At 64.7% G+C, this 16,700-nt stretch carries 19 protein-coding genes; 10 read left to right on the forward strand and 9 right to left on the reverse strand.

Features of this window, described 5'->3' with window-relative positions; translation table 11 throughout:
* Positions 1-7: 7 nt before the first annotated feature.
* Entirely contained in the window at positions 8-1,435 is a 1,428-nt protein-coding gene (locus tag H0O22_RS02340; RefSeq protein WP_255439421.1) for a CPBP family intramembrane glutamic endopeptidase, read from the reverse strand.
* A gap of 65 nt (positions 1,436-1,500) precedes the next feature.
* On the opposite strand from H0O22_RS02340, the gene H0O22_RS02345 reads away from it, so the two are divergent.
* Positions 1,501-2,865: a histidine phosphatase family protein gene (locus tag H0O22_RS02345; protein ID WP_185187450.1), complete on the forward strand. Its 1,365-nt coding sequence runs from the start codon at positions 1,501-1,503 to the stop codon at positions 2,863-2,865.
* A gap of 30 nt (positions 2,866-2,895) precedes the next feature.
* On the forward strand, positions 2,896-4,173 hold the full coding sequence (locus H0O22_RS02350; RefSeq protein WP_185187451.1) for a dihydroorotase: 1,278 nt from the start codon (positions 2,896-2,898) through the stop codon (positions 4,171-4,173).
* Here the strand turns inward: H0O22_RS02350 and lepB are convergent.
* Positions 4,142-4,903, reverse strand: coding sequence for a signal peptidase I (gene lepB / locus H0O22_RS02355; RefSeq protein WP_185187452.1), 762 nt, complete (start codon positions 4,901-4,903; stop codon positions 4,142-4,144). The two genes, H0O22_RS02350 and lepB, sit on opposite strands and share 32 nt — an antisense overlap.
* Before the next feature lie 62 nt (positions 4,904-4,965).
* Here lepB and H0O22_RS02360 point away from each other — a divergent pair, with 62 nt between their 5' ends.
* A complete protein-coding gene (locus H0O22_RS02360) occupies positions 4,966-6,459 on the forward strand; it encodes a hypothetical protein (RefSeq protein WP_185187453.1) in 1,494 nt (497 codons plus the stop codon).
* On the opposite strand, the gene H0O22_RS02365 is transcribed toward H0O22_RS02360, so the two are convergent.
* Complete coding sequence (locus H0O22_RS02365; RefSeq protein WP_185187454.1) at positions 6,422-6,799, reverse strand: Spx/MgsR family RNA polymerase-binding regulatory protein; 378 nt, start codon at positions 6,797-6,799, stop codon at positions 6,422-6,424. The two genes, H0O22_RS02360 and H0O22_RS02365, sit on opposite strands and share 38 nt — an antisense overlap.
* On the reverse strand, positions 6,796-7,155 hold the full coding sequence (locus H0O22_RS02370; protein ID WP_185188239.1) for a 2Fe-2S iron-sulfur cluster-binding protein: 360 nt from the start codon (positions 7,153-7,155) through the stop codon (positions 6,796-6,798). Before H0O22_RS02370 ends, H0O22_RS02365 begins: the two co-directional genes overlap by 4 nt.
* Positions 7,156-7,296: 141 nt before the next feature.
* On the opposite strand from H0O22_RS02370, the gene H0O22_RS02375 reads away from it, so the two are divergent.
* Entirely contained in the window at positions 7,297-7,965 is a 669-nt protein-coding gene (locus H0O22_RS02375) for a class I SAM-dependent methyltransferase (protein WP_185187455.1), read from the forward strand.
* Here the strand turns inward: H0O22_RS02375 and H0O22_RS02380 are convergent.
* Together H0O22_RS02380 and H0O22_RS02385 are read right to left on the reverse strand one after the other, a co-directional pair.
* Positions 7,962-8,477 (reverse strand): inorganic diphosphatase, encoded by a 516-nt coding sequence (locus tag H0O22_RS02380; protein ID WP_185187456.1) that lies wholly within the window; start codon positions 8,475-8,477, stop codon positions 7,962-7,964. The two genes, H0O22_RS02375 and H0O22_RS02380, sit on opposite strands and share 4 nt — an antisense overlap.
* Positions 8,478-8,846: 369 nt before the next feature.
* Positions 8,847-9,293 carry a hypothetical protein gene (locus H0O22_RS02385; RefSeq protein WP_185187457.1) on the reverse strand — a complete coding sequence of 149 codons (447 nt, stop codon included), beginning with the start codon at positions 9,291-9,293 and terminating at the stop codon, positions 8,847-8,849.
* A 240-nt stretch (positions 9,294-9,533) separates the two neighbouring features.
* On the opposite strand from H0O22_RS02385, the gene H0O22_RS02390 reads away from it, so the two are divergent.
* From H0O22_RS02390 to H0O22_RS02405, 4 genes are all read left to right on the forward strand, one after another.
* Positions 9,534-11,360, forward strand: a complete 1,827-nt coding sequence (locus tag H0O22_RS02390; RefSeq protein ID WP_185187458.1) for a proline--tRNA ligase — start codon at positions 9,534-9,536, stop codon at positions 11,358-11,360.
* Between the two features lie 28 nt (positions 11,361-11,388).
* The gene (psb27, locus tag H0O22_RS02395) at positions 11,389-11,799 is read left to right on the forward strand and encodes a photosystem II protein Psb27 (RefSeq protein ID WP_185187459.1); all 411 of its coding nucleotides are present in this window, start codon (positions 11,389-11,391) and stop codon (positions 11,797-11,799) included.
* Positions 11,800-11,941: 142 nt separating this feature from the next.
* A complete protein-coding gene (locus H0O22_RS02400) occupies positions 11,942-13,261 on the forward strand; it encodes an adenylosuccinate synthase (RefSeq protein WP_185187460.1) in 1,320 nt (439 codons plus the stop codon).
* Between the two features lie 5 nt (positions 13,262-13,266).
* Entirely contained in the window at positions 13,267-14,262 is a 996-nt protein-coding gene (locus H0O22_RS02405; protein WP_185187461.1) for an adenosine kinase, read from the forward strand.
* Here H0O22_RS02405 and cutA read toward each other — a convergent pair.
* Both cutA and H0O22_RS02415 read right to left on the reverse strand, forming a co-directional pair.
* On the reverse strand, positions 14,255-14,569 hold the full coding sequence (cutA, locus tag H0O22_RS02410; protein WP_185187462.1) for a divalent-cation tolerance protein CutA: 315 nt from the start codon (positions 14,567-14,569) through the stop codon (positions 14,255-14,257). The two genes, H0O22_RS02405 and cutA, sit on opposite strands and share 8 nt — an antisense overlap.
* Positions 14,562-15,377 (reverse strand): precorrin-6A/cobalt-precorrin-6A reductase, encoded by an 816-nt coding sequence (locus H0O22_RS02415; RefSeq protein WP_185187463.1) that lies wholly within the window; start codon positions 15,375-15,377, stop codon positions 14,562-14,564. The genes cutA and H0O22_RS02415 overlap by 8 nt, the downstream gene beginning before the upstream one ends.
* Positions 15,378-15,409: 32 nt before the next feature.
* On the opposite strand from H0O22_RS02415, the gene H0O22_RS02420 reads away from it, so the two are divergent.
* Positions 15,410-15,886: a single-stranded DNA-binding protein gene (locus H0O22_RS02420; RefSeq protein WP_185188240.1), complete on the forward strand. Its 477-nt coding sequence runs from the start codon at positions 15,410-15,412 to the stop codon at positions 15,884-15,886.
* A gap of 22 nt (positions 15,887-15,908) precedes the next feature.
* On the opposite strand, the gene H0O22_RS02425 is transcribed toward H0O22_RS02420, so the two are convergent.
* Positions 15,909-16,130, reverse strand: coding sequence for a hypothetical protein (locus H0O22_RS02425; protein ID WP_185187464.1), 222 nt, complete (start codon positions 16,128-16,130; stop codon positions 15,909-15,911).
* Between H0O22_RS02425 and H0O22_RS02430 the strand changes: the two genes are divergently transcribed.
* Complete coding sequence (locus tag H0O22_RS02430; RefSeq protein WP_185187465.1) at positions 16,129-16,671, forward strand: DUF2854 domain-containing protein; 543 nt, start codon at positions 16,129-16,131, stop codon at positions 16,669-16,671. The two genes, H0O22_RS02425 and H0O22_RS02430, sit on opposite strands and share 2 nt — an antisense overlap.
* Positions 16,672-16,700: the final 29 nt, after the last annotated feature.

The raw sequence follows: 16,700 nt of genomic DNA on the forward strand, positions 1-16,700 counted from the left end.
GGGGTTTTCACCAACCCAGCACAACCAAATTGAAGAACGTCAGGCTGTTCCAAAGGGCATGCATCAAGACGCAGCTGCCGAGCCGTCCGCTGCGCCAGCGCAACCAGCCCAACCCGAGGCCCAGCACCATCAAGGGCGGGAATTCGCCGAGGCTGGAGTGGGCCACCGCAAAGACCGCGGCGCTGGCCACAATTCCCCAGGACGATCCCCAATAACGGGCGGCCACCGGCAGGAGCACGCCGCGAAAAATCGTCTCCTCAAAGACGGGCGCCATCACGATCGCCGTCACGCCAAAGCAGGCCAGGGCAGGGACGTTGTGTCCGTTGAGCACCAGCTCCAGGAGCGGATTGCTGCCGCCTGGATCCTCAAAGAGCTGTCCCTGCAGCCAGCCGACAAGGCTCACCAAGGGCAGGACCATCAAGAACCCCTTCAGGGCTTGGCCGAAACAGAGTTGTGGCGGTGACCAACGGAATTGCAGCCATCCCCCCTGGGGGCCTGGGCCCAGCGGCTTGAGCAGCAGCCGCAGGATCACCAGCGGACCGGCCATTAAGGCGCCATAGAGCGCGACCACGCTGATGCCTTGTTTGAGCACCGCATCGATGGGCAAGTCCTGCAGCAGGCGGGTCAGCAGAGGCGCCACTAGGAGTGGGGTCAGCAGTTCACCGACCACGACAAAGCCGCCCGCCACAAGGAGGATGGTGTCCAGCCCCGAGAGATTCGGCCCCTGCCAGGGAGCGGCTGCTTGGGCCTTCCCGCGCCAGCGGCGCCACAGCTCCCGCAGCAGCAGGGCGATCCCTGCGATGAGGCCGACTCCAGGCAGGAGCGTGACCGAGAGCAGTTGAGCGCTGGCCCTCCGCGCGACGGCCTCGCCATTGCAGGCTCCATCCCCCAGCAGTGCCTCGCAGCTCCATTGCCGCAGCAGCGTGGATCCCTTGAGTTGGGCCAGCAGAGCTTCTCGCTCGCTCCGGTTGCTTGCCTCCGGCGTCAGCAGGGCGGCGGCGATGGCGGAGGGGCTTCCGGTTCCAACGCTGAGGTCCTGGAGGACGGCCGTGGCCTCCTCGGCCTGCCCGGTGCGCTCCAGCAGCAACGCCTGCTCGAGCAAGAGCTCAGGGGCTGGCGTGCGTCCATCCTCTTCGCTGCTGCTGATCGCCGTCGTCAGGCTCTCCTGGAGGGCCTGCAGGGGATCGCCGGAGCTCAGAAGCGGACGGATCGGTTCGCTGAGGTTGCCCTGGGCGAGCACCGTCAACTCGAGCTGACGCCGACTGAGGTCATCGCCAACGGAGGGGCGCTGCAAGCTGGTGACCAGCCCGTTCAGCCAGAGCAGAAGGCTCAAGGCCAGGCTGACCAGGGCGAGGGCTGATTTCCAGCTGGGGGTCTGATTGTTGGACTCGTGTTCCGCGCTCACCCCACTGCCCCGTGGTTCAGATCGGGGCATTCTGTCGGCTCGGGCTGGGCAAAAAGAGCACTCCAATACGATGCTTTTTCGTTACAGACGTGCCCGTGTCCCTCCGGATCCTGCTGGTTCGCCACGGCCTGAGCAGCTTCAACCTCGAGCACCGCATCCAGGGCCGCGATGACCTCTCCAGCCTCACTGAGGCTGGCTCGAAACAGGCCTTGGCGACTGGCGAAGCCCTGCGGGGATTGACGATTGACGCGGCCTACAGCTCCCCCCTCCGGCGGGCCCACGACACCGCTCGCGCCCTCCTGGCGGCCCAGGGCTCGAGCGTCGAGCTGCAGCTCAGTGACGACCTGCTGGAAGTGGACCTCGCGCCCTGGAGCGGTCTGCTCAGCACGGAGGTTCAAGCCCAATTCCCCGGAGATTACGCCACCTGGAAGCAGCAGCCTGAGCAGCTCCAGTTGAAGCGTCCCGATGGGTCGGCCTATGCGCCGATCCCTGAATTGATGGCGCAGGCCCAGCGCTTCCTGGATCGTTTGCTGGCGGCCCATGACCCCGCCGCCGGGGCGAACCAGACCGTGCTCGTGGTGGGGCACAACGCCATCCTTCGCTGCCTCGTGCTCGCCCTGTTGGGGCTGGATGCGTCTGGCTTCCGTCGCCTGCGCCTCGAGAACGCGTCGCTCTCGGTCTTCAACGTCAGCCCGGCCCCCTCCGCCTCCGCCGCGAAGCCTTGGGCGGTGCAAATCGAATCCCTGAACGGCACCACCCACCTGCAGCCCGAGGTGTGTGCCAGTAGCCTGCCAAGCAAAGGTCAGGGCCCCCGTTTGCTGCTGGTGCGCCATGGAGAGACCGACTGGAACCGTCAGGGCCGCTTCCAAGGACAGATTGATATCCCCTTGAACGAGAACGGCCGTGCTCAGGCCGCGGCGGCGGGTGAGTTTCTGCGCCAACTCAGTTTTGATCGCGCCTACTCCAGCTCCATGTCACGGCCCCGCCAGACGGCGGAGGGGATCTTGAAGCACCATCCCGGTGTGCCCCTCACCAGCGTCTCGGACCTCGTGGAGATTGGTCACGGCGAATGGGAAGGTCGCCTCGAGGAGGAGATCTCGGCCACGTGGGCGGATCTCCTGGCTGACTGGAAACGGGCACCGGAAACAGTTCAGATGCCGGAGGGGGAGACCATCCAGGATGTCTGGCAGCGCTCCCTACGGGGCTGGAACACCATCGCGGCCAGCTTGGCCGCTGAGGAGACTGCCTTGGTTGTCGCCCACGATGCGGTCAACAAGACCATCCTCTGTGCCTTGCTCGGCTTGACCCCGGCGGATATCTGGGCGGTGAAGCAGGGCAACGGTGGTGTCACCGTGATCGACTACCCCAATGGAGCCGATCAAGCGCCGGTGGTGGTGTGTTTGAACCAGACGGCGCATCTTGGGGGAGTGATCGACCGCACTGCAGCCGGTGCTCTCTGATCGCCTGATCCCCCAGCGTTAACGATGTCCATGTCTCTCCCCCAAGCCCTGGTGCTGCGCCAGGTTCAGCTTTTGGAGGGACCGGGTCAGGCGCCGCGCCGCTCCGACGTCCGCCTGGAGGACGGCCGGATCAGTGCCTGGGGCGAGGGTTGTCTCGACCCCTCCAGCCCGCAGATCGACGCCTCGGGGCTGCTCCTGGCTCCCCCACTGGTGGATCCCCATTCCTGTCTGGAGGATCCACAACACGGGGTGGCCGAGACCCGGGCGTCCCTGGAGCGCTCTGCCATTGCAGCGGGTTACGGCACCGTCGCCCTGCTGCCGGACGCCAACCCTTGGCGCGATACCCCCGAGCGGCTCCAGGCCCTGGGTGCCGCCCCCGCTGGCGGACTGGAGCTGTTGCTCTGGGGAAGCTTCAGCTTGTCGGGGGCAGGGCATGAGCTGGCTCCCCATGGCGATCAACTCGCGAGCGGTGCCCTCGGACTTGCCGATGGCCCCCAGCGACCATCCCTCCCCCTACTGGAGCGTGGCCTGAGCCTGGCGGAAATGGATCAGGCTCCGGTGCTCTTGGCCCCGCGGGATCGGAGTTTGGCCCAGGAGGGCTTCGTTCGGGAGGGGGTGGAGGTATTGCGGGCCGGATGGCCCATGGATCCCTCCACGAGCGAAACGTTTCCCCTGCGCACGCTTCTGGATCTGGCGGCGCGTTATCCCGAGGTTCGTCTGCAACTGATGAACCTCTCCACAGCGGACGCCGTTGCGCTCCTGGGCACCCTGCCGATGGAGCAACGTCCTGCCGCCACGGTGTGCTGGTGGCATCTTCTGGCGGATTCCGCCGGCTTGGATCCGATTGCGGAAGGGTGGCGGGTGGAGCCGCCCCTGGGATCTGCCGAGGACCGCGAGCAGCTGAAGCAAGGATTACGGGATGGACGGATCGCGGCCGTGGCCGTTCACCATCAAGCCCTGGATCCCGAGGAGCAACTCCTGCCCGTCGACCAGCGCCGTCCTGGGGTGGCGGGCCATCGCTTTGTCCTGCCTGCGCTCTGGCAGGAACTCGTCGAAGGGGATGGCTGGAGTCCCGATCAGCTTTGGCAGGTGCTTTGCTTTGGGCCCGCGTCTCTACTGGGTCTTGAACCCCCCACGCTCCAACTGGGGAGCGATCGCTGGGTGCTGTTTGATCCCTCGCAGGTCTGGTCGGCCCAGGGGGATCCCTATGCGCCGCTGGCCGCGAATCAGCCCCTCGGCCGATCCAGCCTGAAAGGTCAGGTGGTGGCGACGGGGCTTAACCCCCAGCTTTGGCGCCGGAGTTCTTGAGCGGATCGCGACTGGTCAGCGCCCCCGAGGTGGACAAGGGCCAGAAGCGCCAGAACGCCCGGCCAATGATCTCCTTCTCGGGCAGGAAGGCCCCGCCGGGCCAGAAGCGACCATCCCAGCTATTGGCGCGGTTGTCGCCCAGGACCAGGACATGGCCTGGGGGGACGACGGAGTTGAGCGTGCGGCACTGCCCCATGCCTAGGGCATCGACGGGGCAGTAGCGCTGGACGTAGGGCTCCTTGAGCCAGGTGCCGTTGACGTTGACCTCACCACGGGGGTTGACGACAACCCGATCACCGGAGACGGCGACGACGCGTTTGATGTAGGCGTCACAGGCCGGATCGGCAACTCCGGGGATGCTGTTGACGATCGGCAGGTGGGCGAGGACGCAACCGAAGGGGCCAACCTTCCGATCGGCGCTCAGGACCGGATCGAAATGATGCGGGGCATGGAAGACCACGATCTCGCCCCGTTGCGGCGCGCGGCTGCGAAGGGAGAGTTTCTCCACCAGCAACCGATCCTGCAGCTGCAGTCCAGGAAGCATCGAACCCGAGGGGATGTAGCGCGCCTCCAGGACGTAATGGCGTACCCCAAGGGCAACGCCGAGGGTGATCAGAACCCCTCGCCAGAACACCCAGGGGCTTTCTTGGGGTGGCTGTTTCCCGCCGGTGTCCGGTTCTGAGCCCCCGGTTGTTCCGCTGGATGCTTGTGTTGGATCGTGCGAGGACAAGGACGGGGCTGCCAGCTTGGGGTTCGGCTAGGGAAGATTAGGTCGGTCCCCTCGCTTCTTCGATGGTTCGTCCGCGTTGGTTGTCTGTTCAGCGAACCGCCGCGGCGCGCAGCTGGGTGATCTGGGATCGCTCCATTGCCCTGTGGGCGACCGTCAACCTTGTCTGGGTGGCCTTTGACATCACCTATGTCCCCTTTCGCACCTTCTGGCTGCAGCGGAATCTGACGCCGATTCCCCAGGTGCCCTTGGTGGTTCCCCTGAAGGTGCTCCCGAACATCACTCCCCTCTATGACCCGGTGAAGGGCATTGAGCCCCACCGGGAGACCCAGGCCTATCTGCAGCACTTCGATCAACTGGATGCAGCACTGTCCCAGGCTGCTCCGTTACCCGGCTCGGCTGCGCTGCGTCGCCAGCAGGTGCAGTTGACCGAGGCGATGATCAATGAGAACCCGTTTGCCGCATCGGGCAACAGCGGGACGCTCGAGAAGATCAAGAACCGCCTTCGCCAGCGCGCTGGCTTGGATTCGGCGAAGCAGTCGGCGGAGCGCCTCCTCTCCGATCGCTGGCTGCAGCAACACACCTGGGAGGAGGAGCGCCGCTTCTGGCAGCAGCAGATTCTGCCGCTGGTGGCGACCAGCTATTGGCGCTCCATCGACGAGAACGGCCGGCCGAGTGATCACTTCTGGCGTTACGACCTTCTGCTCTTCCAGAGCGTCTTTGCCTTTGACATCCTGCTGCGGATGCTGCGCCTGCGGCGGCGTTTCCCCGGCCTGAGCTGGCGCGATGCCTTGCTGCGCCGTTGGATTGACCTGCCGCTGCTGCTGCCCTTTTGGCGTTGGATGCGGCTTGCGCCGGTGGTGGAGCGCCTCAGTCAGACCGGCCTGATCAACGTCGAGCCGCTTCGGGCTGTGATCAGCCGCGGTGTGGTCTCGCTGTTGGCCCTCGAGCTGTTTGAGGTGCTGGCCCTGCAGTTGGTTGATGGCACCCAATCGCTGATCCGCTCTCCCCAGTGGCCGCGCATGATTCGCAGTCTGCGCAGCCATCAGAGTGTCAGCGCCCTGCCGCCGCAGCTCGAGCAGCCACTGCTGGGCTTGCTGCAGCTCTGGGGACCGATGGTCCTGGGACAGGTCACCCCGCGGCTGACCCCAGAGCTCCAGTCCCTCTTGAGCCATGCCCTCGAACAGAGTCTGCGGGAGGTGCCTGGCGGTGCGGTGGTTCCGTCCGCCCTCGCCCGGCAGCTCACGGCCAGCATGGTGGAGACCGTTGTTGAGCTCTCCCGGACCACGGCCGATCGTCTGGCCCAAAGTGACGACCGTCAAGCGGAGCTGCTTCAGCGCTTCGGGGATCGTTTCTGGGAGGAGTTGGCCGCGGCGCTAGAGCGCGGCGACACCCTGGAACGCAGTCAGGAGCTGCTCTGCGGTCTGCTGCAGCAGGTCAAGCTGAACTATCTCGCCCAGGTGAACCGGGCTGGGATCGGCGCTCTGATGGAGGAGCTTGACGACTTGACCTCCCCGGGAGCTACGACCCCAGAGCCGCCTGCCACTCCTCCGGTTTGAAGCCCACCAGGGCTATCCCTGCATCTGTGATGGCGAAGGGGCGTTTAATCATCTTCCCATCGGCGGCCAGGGCCGCCAGCGCTTCGTCATCGCTGAGGGCGGCGACGGCGGCTGCCCCCAGGGCGCGGTAGCTCTGGCCACTGGTGTTGAAGAGGCGCTTACGTCCTAAGCTGTTGAAGGCCAGCTGCAGCTCCTCGAGGGCGGGGGGCTGCTGGGTGATGTCGATCAGTTCGAGGGTGCCCTTCCCAACAGAAAAGCCCTGCTGGTCTAGCCAGAGCAGGGCTTTGCGGCAGGTGCCGCATTTGGGGTAACTGAAGAGCCGAAGTCGGCTGGTGCTCACTTGCCTAGCAGGCTCTTGATGGCGCCGACGAGGCTGTTGGAACCGGCACCGACAGCGTTCTGAGGACGGGTGCGAACGGTCACATCACCGTTGACGCTGGTGCGGCAGCTCAGGCGGTAGTTGGCGGGACGATCAGCCAGATAGACCTGCTCGACGTCGCTGCGGGGGGACAGGTTTTGCATGCCCTCCACAACTTCGACAACGCAGGTGCCGCATTGGCCGACGCCACCGCAATTGTTGAGGTTGCTGAGACCGCCGTAGGGGTTGACCCCTGCATCCACGGCAGCCTTGCGAAGGTTGGCCCCCTCAATACAACCGACCTGCTGGCCTTCCTGTTCAAAACGGATGGTGGGCACGGTCGGACGGGGATCTTCGGCGCCGACAAACTTACCTGGCCGGCGCCGATCATTGACGTTGTTTGCTTTGGTTGACACCAAATGCAGCGTCCTGACGGCCTGAATCGGGCTGCCTAGGATTGATCTTTCTCGGCTGAAGCGGTGCATCCATCGGGTTACGACCGTCTCCAGAGCCAGGTCATTCCTGGTTACGGAAGCTTGGCCCGACTGGCGGTGGCCCTCCTCAGCTGCTCACCCCAGGCACAGCAGCAGGGCTCGTCGGTTCTGGTGGCGGGCTGCGGTACCGGTGCGGAGCTGCTGGAAGCGGTGGCCCAGCGGCCTGATTGGCAGCTCACCGCCCTGGACCCGAGCGACGAGATGCTCAGTGCCTCGCGCGAGCGACTGGCAGGCGCCCCCTCAATCCGTTGGCATCAGGACACCGTTGAGGACTTTGTCGCCGGGGAGGCCGCGGCTGGCGGCTTCAGCGGTGCCCTCTCGGTTCTGGTGCTCCAATCCCTGCCCGATGACGGCAGCAAGCTGGCCTATCTCGGTGCCCTGGCGAAGTCTCTGCAGCCCGGGGCCCAACTGGTCTTGGTGGACCTGATGCGTAGTTCTCTGACCTCCCTGGAGCCCCAGCTCGAGGCCGCTTGGGAGGGCTTTCAGCGGGCCAGCGGCTTGGAGGTGACCCGTGATCAGTTGCCATCTGTGGGATTGCATCCCATTGGTCTGGCCCGCCTCACCAGCTTGGTGAATGCGGCAGGCTTCGGTGATCCGGCTCGGGTCTTCCAAGCCTTGGGCTTTGAGGGTTTCTTGCTGCAGCGTCAGGGTTAGGCCTTTTGGGCTGCTGCGCTGCAGCGCTCGATCAGCGCTGGAACAGCGTCGACGTCCAACCAGTCCAGGATCTCCACGACCCGCCCTTCCATGCTCTTGTAGGTGCGGAAGAACTCGGCCACTTCCTCCAGCTGGACCGGAGCAATCTGGCGAATGCTCGTGATTCCCCGTTGATTGGGATCGGCGGCTGGCACGCAGAGGAGCTTGCCGTCGTGGGCCCCCTCATCCAGCATGTCGAGGATGCCAATCGGGCGGGCCTGGATCAGGCAGCCCGCAAAGGTGGGCTCGTGCATGATCACCATCGCGTCCAGGGGCGCTCCGTCCTCCGCCAGGGTGTTGGGCACAAACCCGTAGTCGAAGGGATAACGAACAGAGGAGTGCAGGACCCGATCGAGGGTCATCACTCCAGCGGCTGCGTTGAATTCGTATTTATTGCGGCTGCCAGCCGGAATCTCGACCACCAGGTTCACTAGCCCTGGCTGCGGGGAGGCCTGCAGACTGCGCAAGTCCATGGCTGGGGTGCTCAATCACGCCGGAGGGGGGAGCCGCCACCACGGGCTGATTGGGTCGACTACCAAGCACGCTGGCCAGGGGAATCACCATCGTGCAGATCGCGACCACAAAGCCCAATAGAGGAGCAGCTGTGTCGTAGATCGGGCTGGAACTGAAGGGTTCCTCGCTCGATTCACTGGGTTGAGATGGGGATCTGCCGCTGGCGGCTTGGGGCGGGGCTGAGGCCTGTTCCGCTGGGGAGCTCGCTAGGGCGGATCCGCTGGTTCGGGGAGGGGGGTCTGAGTCCATTCAGGGGGTTAATGAAAACCCTCGGTACAGATTAGTAATTGCATCCTGACATCCAGAGCATGGAGTGTCAGGTGTGCTGGCTACGCCGCGGGTCGCTCTTGCTCGTGCTGATCGCGCCGGCTATCGAGGGTCGTGGGGCTGATGTTGCTGGCGTCGAGCAGCTCACGGATGCTGCGCAGCTCATCAAGGATGGATCCCAGAAGTTGTTGCGTTGCTGTTGAGGGAGAGTTCAGGACCTCAACGGTGACCTCCTTGATCCGGAGGACGTCTCGGGCAAAGCGAGCCACCTCGTTGGGGTGGAACATCAGCGGTTCCTTCTGATCGCTCCGGTACTCGGGATTGAGTTTCCGGGGGTTGAAGGGGGGGTTGAGGTTACGGGGGTCGGTGTTGGTGTAGCGGTAGACCGAGGCGCGCGAACGGTTCAGGGAGCGCTGGACCTCATCGATGCCGATCAGGTTTTCCGACTGCTCAGAGCTGTTGGCTGCCCCTTCGGCGCTGCCTTCGATCGCTGCTGCTGCTTTCGCCATGGCCTGACCCATTCCTGCTGAGAACGAATGGGGGGTCATGAGACGTGCTTGCGACAAATTGGAATTGACCGGAAGTTAGCAGGCTTTCCTCTCTGCAACTGAAATTTCTTCTTGATTCCAGCTGCGCTTGTGGCGCTTTTTCAAGCGGGTGCGACGGAGGGTTGTGCTGGGCCGAGATCGCTGAGCCGACCCGCGCACAAGCAGGTGATAGCTTCCGGCCTCTTTCCCCCTCTCGATCCGATGCGCGTCTCCCGCCTGATGCTGGTGACGCTGCGGGACGACCCCGCCGAGGCTGAGATCGCCTCCCACAAATTGCTGCTCCGGGCCGGTTACATCCGCCGGATCGGCAGTGGGATTTACGCCTATTTGCCCCTCCTCTGGCGCGTTCTTCAGAAGGTCTCGGCGGTTGTTCGTGAGGAGCTCAATGCGGCCGGAGCCCTGGAGACGCTTCTGCCCCAACTCCAGCCGGCGGAGCTCTGGCAGCGCAGCGGCCGTTGGGCGGGCTACACCGACGGCGAGGGGATCATGTTCCACCTCGAGGACCGCCAAGGGCGGGAGCTGGGTCTGGGTCCGACCCACGAGGAAGTGATCACGGCCTTGGCTGGAGATCTGCTGCGGTCCTACAAGCAGCTTCCGGTGAACCTTTACCAGGTTCAGACCAAGTTTCGCGATGAGATCCGTCCCCGCTTCGGCCTGATGCGTGGGCGCGAATTCATCATGAAGGACGCCTATTCCTTCCACGCCAATGAGGACTGCTTGAAGCAGACCTATGGGCAGATGGATCAGGCCTACCGGCGCATCTTTCAGCGTTGCGGCCTCAGGGCTGTGGCCGTTGAGGCCGACAGCGGTGCGATCGGAGGCTCCGCGAGCCAGGAGTTCATGGTCACGGCGGACTCCGGTGAGGACCTGATCCTGGCCGCTGCCGATGGCCGCTATGCCGCCAATCAGGAGCGGGCGATCTCCCTGGCCCCCGAGGCACAACCCCTAGCGCAGGCCTCGCCGGTGGAGCGGATTCAGACCCCCGGCCAATCCAGCATCGAGTCCCTTTGCGAGGCCCAGGGGTGGCACCCCACGCAAGTGCTCAAGGTGTTGCTGTTGCTGGCCCGCTTCGAGGATGGGTTGCAGCAGCCCGTCCTTGTGAGCCTGCGTGGCGATCAGCAGCTCAATGACGTCAAGTTGAGCAATGCCCTGAGCCGGCGCCTCTCCGCTGAGCACGGCACCCTGTTGGACGTGCAGCCGTTGCTGCCCGATGAGGCGGCCAAGCAGGGCCTGCAGAGCATTCCATTTGGCTTCCTCGGCCCCGACCTCAGCGATGTGGTGCTCGCCGGGGCCAAGTCCTGGGCTCCGCGATTTGAGCGGTTGGCCGATGCCACCGCCACGGACTTGGCGGCCTTTGTCTGTGGTGGTAACGAGCGCGATGAGCACTGCCTCGGAGCCCGTTGGGCGGACTGCGGAGGTGCCCTGCCCCCCGAAGACCTGCGCTGCGCCCAGCCCGGTGATCGCTGTGTGCACGACCCCAGCCAAACCCTGGAGGCCAGTCGAGGCATTGAGGTGGGCCACATCTTCCAGCTGGGTCGCAAGTACTCGACGGCCCTGGGTGCCACCTTCACCAATGAGTCCGGCGCTGAAGAGCCGCTCTGGATGGGCTGCTACGGCATTGGTGTCTCCCGCTTGGCCCAAGCCGCGGTGGAGCAGCACCACGACGCCAATGGCATCTGTTGGCCTACGGCGATTGCTCCCTTCGAGGTGATTGTGGTGATCGCCAACGTCAAGGAGGCGGCCCAGGTGGAGCTGGCGGAGCGCCTCTATGGCCAGCTCCAATCCGCCGGTGTGGATGTGCTTCTCGACGATCGCCCTGAGCGGGCCGGCGTCAAATTCAAGGATTCAGAACTCCTGGGGATCCCCTGGCGTGTCGTCGTGGGTCGCGGTGCGGCCGATGGACAGGTGGAGCTCGTCCAGCGCTCCACGGGGGACAAGCAAGATCTTTCGGCCGATGCCGCGGAGAGCACGCTGCTGCCCCAGCTCCAAGTGGAGCGTCAAGGGCTTCTGGCGGTGGAGGCCCCCTAGGATCCCGCTCAAGTTGAACCTGAGACCGATGGCAGCTGGTTGGCGTCGAATCAAAGCAGCCCTGCTGGCTGTCTGCCTTGGCCTGACCCTGTTGGTCACGGCTTGCTCCGGCAGCGGTGGTCCCCTGACCGGCAACTACGTCGAAGACACGGTCACGGTTGCTGATCAACTGATCGCCACCATTTCGATTGGTGCCGATGATCCCGGCCGCAGCGAGGCGGAGACCTCGGCTCGGGCTCTGATCAATGACTACATGGCCCGTTACCGCCCCCAGCCCAAGGTCAATGGTCTGGCCTCCTTCACCACGATGCAGACGGCCCTGAACTCCCTGGCGGGTCACTACGCCAACTATCCGAATCGGCCCGTTCCCGATGCGCTGAAGGATCGTCTGAGTAAGGAACTCAAGAAGGCCGAAACCGGTGTGGTCCGCGGCGCTTGATTGAGCCCCGCTCACTGATGTGAAGGAAAAGCGGCCCGGTTGGGCCGTTTTTTTTGTCCACACACTTTTGTGATTGTTTTGACGGAGGGTCACCCCATCTGAGATCCTTGATCCTTGTGCTTAGAAGCGGCTGCGGGCCGCTGTGTCCTTGGCCAACGTTGTCGTCATCGGTGCTCAGTGGGGTGACGAGGGGAAGGGCAAGATCACCGATCTCCTGAGTCGTTCGGCCGATGTGGTCGTCCGCTACCAGGGCGGTGTGAATGCCGGTCACACCATTGTTGTGGACGACAAGGTGCTGAAACTGCACCTGATTCCCTCCGGCATTCTTTACCCAGGAACCGTCTGCCTGATTGGTTCCGGCACCGTTGTAGACCCCAAGGTCATGATCTGTGAGCTCGACATGCTCGCTGAGAACGGCATCCCCGTGGATGACCTGCGGTTGGCGGCCACGGCCCACGTGACCATGCCCTACCACCGCCTGCTGGATAAGGCGATGGAGCAGCGTCGCGGAGACCAGCGGATCGGAACCACCGGTCGTGGCATCGGCCCCACCTACGCGGACAAGTCCCAGCGCAACGGGATCCGGGTGATCGACATCCTGGACGAGGCGCGTCTGCGGGAGCGTCTGGCTGGTCCTCTGGCCGAGAAGAACGAGATCCTGCAAAAGATCTACGGCATCGAACCCCTCGATTTCGATGCGGTTGTGGCCGAATACGTGGCCTACGGCCAGCGCCTGGCCCCCCATGTCGTCGACTGCACCCGCGCCATTCACCAGGCGGCCAAGGCCAAGAAGAACATCCTGTTCGAGGGGGCCCAGGGCACCCTCCTCGATCTTGACCACGGCACCTACCCCTACGTCACCTCCTCGAACCCGGTCAGCGGAGGAGCCTGCATCGGTGCAGGGGTTGGTCCGACCCTGATCGACCGAGTCATCGGTGTGGCCAAGGCCTATACAACCCGCGTCGGCGAAGGCCCCTTCCCCACCGAATTGGAGGGCAGCCTCAACGATCACCTCTGCGACCGCGGCGGCGAGTTCGGCACCACGACGGGCCGTCGTCGCCGTTGCGGTTGGTTCGACGGCGTGATCGGTCGTTACGCCGTTGAAGTGAACGGTCTCGATTGCCTGGCGATCACCAAGCTCGACGTTCTCGATGAGCTCGACGCGATCCAGGTCTGCGTGGCCTATGAACTCGATGGAGAGCGGATCGAGCACTTCCCCGGCTCCGCCGAGGACTTCGCCCGCTGCAAGCCGATCTTTGAGACCCTGCCCGGTTGGCAAAGCTCCACGGCCGATTGCCGCCGTCTGGAGGACCTGCCCCCAACGGCCATGAGCTATCTCCGCTTCCTGGCGGAGCTCATGGAGGTGCCGATCGCGATCGTCTCCCTGGGTGCTGATCGTGATCAGACGATCGTTGTTGAAGACCCCATTCACGGTCCCAAGCGGGCCCTGCTGAGCCGCTGATTCCCATGCCTGAACAGAAGACCCTGGACGTTGTCGGCATCGGCAACGCCATCGTTGATGTGCTCGTCCAGGCTGACGATGCCGTCATCGAGGGCTTTGGCCTGACCAAGGGAACCATGGCCCTGATCGATCAGGACCAGGCCGAGACCCTCTACGCGAAATTGGGCCCGGGTCTGGAAACCTCCGGGGGCTCTGCCGCCAACACCTTGGCCGGGATTGCCCAATTGGGAGGCCGTGCCGGATTCATCGGCCGCGTTCGCGACGACCAGCTCGGCTCGATCTTTGCCCACGACATCCGTGCGGTCGGCACCCGCTTTGAGACCCCCGCCGCGACGGCGGGTGCTTCCACCGCCCGTTGCCTGATCCTGGTGTCGCCCGATGCACAGCGCACGATGTGCACCTACCTCGGCGCGTCAGTCGGTCTCGATCCCAGTGATCTGAACCTGGAGATGGTGGCCCAGGCGAAGGTGCTCTACCTCGAGGGCTACCTCTGGGATAGCGATGAGGCCAAGGCGGCATTTCTCGCGGCCGCAAGGGTCGCCAAAGAGAACGGCGCCGAGGTGGCCCTGAGCCTCTCGGATGCCTTCTGTGTGGAGCGCCATCGCGACAGCTTCCTGGAGCTGGTTGATGGTCACGTCGACATCCTCTTCGCCAATGAGATGGAGATCACCTCCCTCTACAAGGCCAACAGTTTTGAAGAGGCCGTCCAGGCCGTGCGCGGTCAGTGCCGCATTGCGGCACTGACCCGCAGCGAGCAGGGGTCCGTTGTTCTCAGTGGCGACGAGTCCATCACGATCCAGCCCTTCAACCTTGGTGCGCTGGTGGACACGACCGGCGCCGGTGATCTCTATGCCGGTGGTTTCCTGCACGCCTACACCCAAGGCGAGTCGCTGGAACGTTGCGGCCAGCTGGCTTCCCTTTGTGCTGGTCAAGTCGTGACCAGGCTTGGTCCCCGTTCCCAGGTGGACCTCAAGGCCCTCGCCCAGACCCATCTCAGCTAAGGACGGATCGGGCCCAGCTGGCGTAATCCGCGCTGGCCTCGGCTGGCCAGCAGAGAAATTCAGGCGTCGCGTAGCTGTGCTGCTGCCGCACCGCAGCCTCCAGGGCGTCCCGTTGGTCGGGACGGGCCTTGATCAGAAGCTGCACCTCCTCGCTGGATTCGATCTGGCCTTCCCACCAGTAGAGGGCCCGCTGCGGTTGCAGTGCGACGCAGGCGGCGAGACGTTGCTCGAGCAGCGCCCGGGCGAGGGCTTCGGCTTGCTCTTGGTTGGCCTCCGTCGTGAGGGCCAGGATCAAAGCTTCACTCATGCCGTCCCTGCGGTGCCCCAACCTGGCGCAGGATCGCCTCCTGGAGGAGGCCCTGCTCGGCAGCGTCCCCTGGCGGTTTGATCTGGATCAAGCGCAGCCCCAGCTCCTGACTGAGGCATTGCCAGATCTGCTGGGTCAGCCCCCCGGACTGCCGGCAGAGCACCGCGCTGATCCTCCAGCGCCGGCAGAGGGCGCGCTCGATGGCGCCCTCCGGGAGGAGGCCTGGCCTGACGCAGGCGAGCTGCTCGGCAGGGAGGCCTGCGGCGAGGGCGAGGCGGAGGCTCTCCGGGTTGTCGAGAACCCGGGCGAAGTGCTGCGAGGCGGAGCTGAAGCGCAAGGCTGTGGCCAGATGCCTTGAGCCAATCGCCAGGAGGAGTCGCTCGTCTGAGAGCGGCAGGCCTTGGAGCTCCTCAAGCTGGTTGATGCGCGTCCCTGATCCGGCCAGGGTGACGTCCCGTTGGAGCCGGAGTAGTGGCTGGCCTTGGGCGTGGCAGCAGCGCTGCAGTCGGCTGCTGATCACCGCTGCAAACGGGTGGGTGGCATCGATGACCCAGCGCGGCCTGTGGCGTTGCAGCAGCAGATCGACCTCCCCGTCCCCCTGGAGTGCCCCCACCTGAAAGTGGAGAGCCGGATGGGAGCGGTAGGCCCGAGTGGCGGCCTCGCTGACCACGCTCACCAGGAGGGTCCAGCCCCGCTCCAGGAGGGCCTGGGCCAGGCGGGGGCCATCGCCGGTGCCGGAGACCAACCAAATCGTCTCGGTCGCGTCAGAGGTCGAGGAATCCCCCTGGTGAAATTCCAGGCGTTGCATCAGGATGTGGCCCCCTGTCCATGACCGGTCCTGTGAACCATTGCTTGCTGGAGGTAGAGGTGCTGGAGGCGCCTCAGGTGCGTTACACCCAGGACAACCAAACTCCAGTGGCGGAGATGGCCGTTCAATTCGATGGCCTGCGTCCTGATGATCCGGCGGGTCAGCTCAAGGTGGTCGGCTGGGGAAGTCTTGCTCAGGACCTTCAGAACCGGGTTCAGGTCGGTCAGCGTCTGATGGTCGAAGGCCGTCTGCGCATGAACACCGTGAGCCGCCAGGACGGTGTGAAGGAGAAGCGAGCCGAATTCACCCTCTCCCGTCTGCATCCTCTGGGTGGTGGTGCCGCCCGCCCCGCATCCCCGGCGCCGGCCTCCTCGGCTCCTGCTCCGGTTCGTGCCTCGGCTCCCGCTCCCGTCGCGGCCGCCGCCGCAGCGCAGCAGCAACCCCCGACCTGGAACGCGTCGCCCCTGGTGCCCGATCTGCCCGAGGGTGAGGACGAGATTCCGTTCTGATCGCTGGATCCGTTGAATGGGCTCAGCTGCTTGGGCTGAGCCGTTCTTGGGCCTGCTCGAGTAGTTGACCCAGTTCCCGCTCTAGGGCGGCCAAGTCCAAACGCAGCTCAGGCCAGCGCCCCTGATCGAGCTGCTGCAGCAACCAAAGCCGGTCCCGCTGCAGCTGCTCAATCAGCTCCTCTGTGCTGGGGGCATCGTGCACAGGGTTTGGCTCTTGCCCCCCGTTGACCGAAGATGCCCGCATGCTTGCAATCGCTTCCCCCGGCAGCCTAGTCACCTTGGCCGGCGCCGCTCTCTCGGTCATTGGTTGGGTCGGCTATGCCACCTCCAATCCGAACCTCAGCTTGCCGACGATCTTTTACGGCATCCCCATCCTTCTGGGGGGCTTGGCCCTGAAGTCCTCGGAACTCCCCCCGGCGGAGCTGCTGCCGGCTCAGGCCGATGCCGTCGCCCTGCGAGAGGAGGCCTCCAGCAAGACCCTGCGCAAGTTGGTGAAGGATGTGACCCGCTGGCGCTACGGCCAGAAGGCACACCTCGAGAGCTCCTTGGAGGCTCTGAAGCTCTGGGACGAAGATCAACCGCCCCAGCTGATCAGCGTTGCCGAGCGGGCCGTGGATGGTCGCTACGCCGTGGCGATGCGATTCCGCTGTGAAGGGGTTCCCTTTGCCCGATGGCAGGAGAAGCAGGACCGCTTGGGCCGCTTCTTTGACCGTGGCCTGCGCGCCGAGCTCAGCGAGCCCAGCAGCGGTGAAGTGTTGCTTGAGTTGTTGCCCGCTGCTGGCTAAACCTTGAGCAGCGCCGTGTTGTTTTGACC

This window comes from Synechococcus sp. LTW-R, assembly GCF_014217875.1.
Classification (GTDB): domain Bacteria; phylum Cyanobacteriota; class Cyanobacteriia; order PCC-6307; family Cyanobiaceae; genus Vulcanococcus.

Bases quoted from the DNA above. Each gene is read 5' to 3' on its own strand.
- H0O22_RS02430 (WP_185187465.1), top strand. From the start codon at position 16,129: ATGCTTGCAATCGCTTCCCCCGGCAGCCTAGTCACCTTGGCCGGCGCC.
- H0O22_RS02425 (WP_185187464.1), bottom strand. From the start codon at position 16,130: ATGCGGGCATCTTCGGTCAACGGGGGGCAAGAGCCAAACCCTGTGCAC.
- H0O22_RS02385 (WP_185187457.1), bottom strand. From the start codon at position 9,293: ATGGCGAAAGCAGCAGCAGCGATCGAAGGCAGCGCCGAAGGGGCAGCC.
- H0O22_RS02415 (WP_185187463.1), bottom strand. From the start codon at position 15,377: ATGCAACGCCTGGAATTTCACCAGGGGGATTCCTCGACCTCTGACGCG.
- H0O22_RS02360 (WP_185187453.1), top strand. From the start codon at position 4,966: ATGGTTCGTCCGCGTTGGTTGTCTGTTCAGCGAACCGCCGCGGCGCGC.
- psb27 (WP_185187459.1), top strand. From the start codon at position 11,389: ATGGCAGCTGGTTGGCGTCGAATCAAAGCAGCCCTGCTGGCTGTCTGC.
- H0O22_RS02350 (WP_185187451.1), top strand. From the start codon at position 2,896: ATGTCTCTCCCCCAAGCCCTGGTGCTGCGCCAGGTTCAGCTTTTGGAG.
- H0O22_RS02380 (WP_185187456.1), bottom strand. From the start codon at position 8,477: ATGGACTTGCGCAGTCTGCAGGCCTCCCCGCAGCCAGGGCTAGTGAAC.
- H0O22_RS02405 (WP_185187461.1), top strand. From the start codon at position 13,267: ATGCCTGAACAGAAGACCCTGGACGTTGTCGGCATCGGCAACGCCATC.
- H0O22_RS02390 (WP_185187458.1), top strand. From the start codon at position 9,534: ATGCGCGTCTCCCGCCTGATGCTGGTGACGCTGCGGGACGACCCCGCC.
- cutA (WP_185187462.1), bottom strand. From the start codon at position 14,569: ATGAGTGAAGCTTTGATCCTGGCCCTCACGACGGAGGCCAACCAAGAG.
- H0O22_RS02340 (WP_255439421.1), bottom strand. From the start codon at position 1,435: ATGCCCCGATCTGAACCACGGGGCAGTGGGGTGAGCGCGGAACACGAG.